This window comes from Sphingomonas sp. CCH9-F2, from assembly GCF_001556735.1.
GTDB lineage: Bacteria > Pseudomonadota > Alphaproteobacteria > Sphingomonadales > Sphingomonadaceae > Sphingomonas > Sphingomonas ginsenosidimutans.
This window is the reverse complement of sequence record NZ_LSJO01000127.1, coordinates 1-2,204: the sequence shown is the minus strand read 5'-3', so window position 1 is coordinate 2,204 and position 2,204 is coordinate 1. Positions and strand designations below refer to the sequence as shown.

Annotated in this window: 5 protein-coding genes; 2 read left to right on the top strand and 3 right to left on the bottom strand. The window is 64.8% G+C overall.

Annotated features, from left to right (window positions below; translation table 11 throughout):
• Positions 1 to 97 precede the first annotated feature (97 nt).
• Positions 98 to 1,048, top strand: a complete 951-nt coding sequence (locus AX685_RS03910; protein WP_066485641.1) for an acetyl-CoA carboxylase carboxyltransferase subunit alpha — start codon at positions 98 to 100, stop codon at positions 1,046 to 1,048.
• Positions 1,049 to 1,133: 85 nt separating this feature from the next.
• Here AX685_RS03910 and AX685_RS03905 read toward each other — a convergent pair whose 3' ends face one another.
• The 3 genes from AX685_RS03905 to AX685_RS20865 all read right to left on the bottom strand — a co-directional run bounded on the left by AX685_RS03905 (position 1,134) and on the right by AX685_RS20865 (position 1,990).
• On the bottom strand, positions 1,134 to 1,313 hold the full coding sequence (locus AX685_RS03905; RefSeq protein ID WP_066485636.1) for a Flp family type IVb pilin: 180 nt from the start codon (positions 1,311 to 1,313) through the stop codon (positions 1,134 to 1,136).
• A 208-nt stretch (positions 1,314 to 1,521) separates the two neighbouring features.
• Positions 1,522 to 1,701: a Flp family type IVb pilin gene (locus AX685_RS03900; protein ID WP_066485634.1), complete on the bottom strand. Its 180-nt coding sequence runs from the start codon at positions 1,699 to 1,701 to the stop codon at positions 1,522 to 1,524.
• Between the two features lie 139 nt (positions 1,702 to 1,840).
• Positions 1,841 to 1,990 carry a Flp family type IVb pilin gene (locus AX685_RS20865; protein WP_231738541.1) on the bottom strand — a complete coding sequence of 50 codons (150 nt, stop codon included), beginning with the start codon at positions 1,988 to 1,990 and terminating at the stop codon, positions 1,841 to 1,843.
• Between the two features lie 80 nt (positions 1,991 to 2,070).
• Between AX685_RS20865 and AX685_RS03895 the strand changes: the two genes are divergently transcribed.
• Positions 2,071 to 2,204: NUDIX domain-containing protein (locus AX685_RS03895; RefSeq protein WP_156445653.1), on the top strand; the 134-nt coding region annotated here is incomplete at its 3' end.

Sequence of the window (2,204 nt, the reverse complement as noted above, 5' to 3'; positions counted from 1 at the left end):
TGTCGACACGCGGCGGCTGGTCGAACTGGTCAACGAACGCCATCCGCTGGCGGAGGCGCTCGTTGACGCATCGGCGACACCGCCGTAACGGCGCGCGATGGCCAGTTTCCTCGACTTCGAAAAGCCCATTGCCGAGCTGCAGGCGCGCATCGACGAATTGCGCGATACGGGCGCCGACGGCGGCGTCGATATCTCCGCCGAGATCGCCAAGCTGCAGGGCAAGTCCGACAAGCTGCTGAAGGACACCTTCGCCAAGCTGACCCCGTGGCAGAAGACGCAGGTCGCCCGCCATCCCGAACGCCCGCATTTCAAACATTATGTCGCCGGGTTGTTCGAGGAATTCGTGCCGCTGGCGGGCGACCGCGCGTTCGGCGACGATAAGGCGATCCTGGGCGGCTTCGCCACGTTCCGCGGGCACCGGATCATGGTGCTGGGCCATGAAAAGGGCGACGACACCGCCAGCCGGCTGCGGCACAATTTCGGGATGGGCAAGCCGGAGGGTTATCGCAAGGCGATCCGCCTGATGGAGATGGCCGACCGCTTCGGCCTGCCGGTGGTGACGCTGGTCGACACGTCCGGCGCCTTCCCGGGCATCCAGGCCGAGGAGCGCGGCCAGGCCGAGGCGATCGCGCGTTCGACCGAGGCGTGCCTGGGCCTGCGCGTCCCGCTGGTGTCGGCGGTGGTGGGTGAAGGCGGATCGGGCGGCGCGATCGCGCTGGCCAGCGGCAATCGCGTGCTGATGTTCGAACATGCCGTCTATTCGGTGATCTCGCCGGAGGGCTGCGCCTCGATCCTGTGGCGCACCGCCGACAAGGCGGCGGATGCGGCCGAGGCGATGAAGGTGACCGCGCAGGACCTGAAGGCGCTGGGCGTCGTCGACACGATCGTCCCCGAGCCGCTGGGCGGCGCGCACCGCGATCCGTCCGGGGCGATCGCCGCGCTGGGCGATGCGATCGACAAGGCGCTGGCCGATCTGGGCAAGCTGGCCCCCGACGCGCTGGCGCGCGACCGCCGTGCCAAGTTCCTGGCGATGGGCCGCGTCGTCTGACGCGCACACCAAGCGACGACGGCGCATGAAAAGGGCGGCGGGAGTGATCCCGCCGCCCTTCGTGCATCCCGATAGAGTGCGCCGCTTACTTCGGCGTCGCTTCGGTTTTCATCTTGCCCGACACGGCGTTGAAGGTGCTGCCCAACTGGTTGCCCAGGCCCTTCATTGCGGCGATCGCGGCGACGGCGATCAGTGCGGCGATCAGGCCGTATTCGATCGCGGTGGCGCCCTTGCTGTTCTTCAGGAACGCGCGGATGGTCTGCATGGAAAATTCTCCCGTTCGCTATTGTGCTTCAGTTACCCGGCGACGGGGCTTCGACCCGCATCGCATCATCGGTATCGCACACAGGCTTTACTGAAGATAAAATGAGAAGAACGAAGCATCGTGGTAAAGGAAACATGAACCGGGCGCAGCAAAAGGGCGACGGAACCGAAGTTCCGCCGCCCGATGTGCGTGTCCGAAGACGCGAAGCTTACTTCGGCGTCGCTTCGGTGGCCATCTTGCCCGACACCGAGTTGAAGGTGGTGCCCAGCTGGTTGCCCAGGCCCTTCATCGCGGCGATGGCGGCGACGGCGATCAGCGCGGCGATCAGGCCGTACTCGATCGCGGTGGCGCCCTTGCTGTTCTTCAGGAACGAACGAATCTTCTGCATATCGATCTCCAGTGGTACCAAAGCTTCAGCTACCCGGCCGACGTCTGTTGACGTCGAGCCCATCCCGTTTATGATGCCGCGGTTGACGAAAGATTAAAGTAAGTATCGTGCCGCAAATATTTGATAGTTAACGGCAAGGTTACTTTGCGATATTCATGTTGTTGTTGGCGTAGGAGTACATCGCGCTGCTGGCATTGACGAACTTTCCCGCCGCCGCGACCATCGACATCGCAATCATCGCCAGGATGATGCCATATTCGGTTGCCGATGCGCCGCGGCGGTCGCGCATGAGGCGCAGGAGACGGGCGACAAGGCGATCGGGGGCTGGCATGGCGCCGGGCTTGGCACAGCGGGGTTAAGGAAAGGTCGATGGGGTCGCCGATACTGGTCGTCGCCGCCGCGCTGATCGACGCGCAGGGTCGCTGCCTGATGCAACAGCGCCCCGCCGACAAGCAGCATGGCGGGCTGTGGGAATTTCCCGGCGGGAAGGTGGAGCCGGGGGA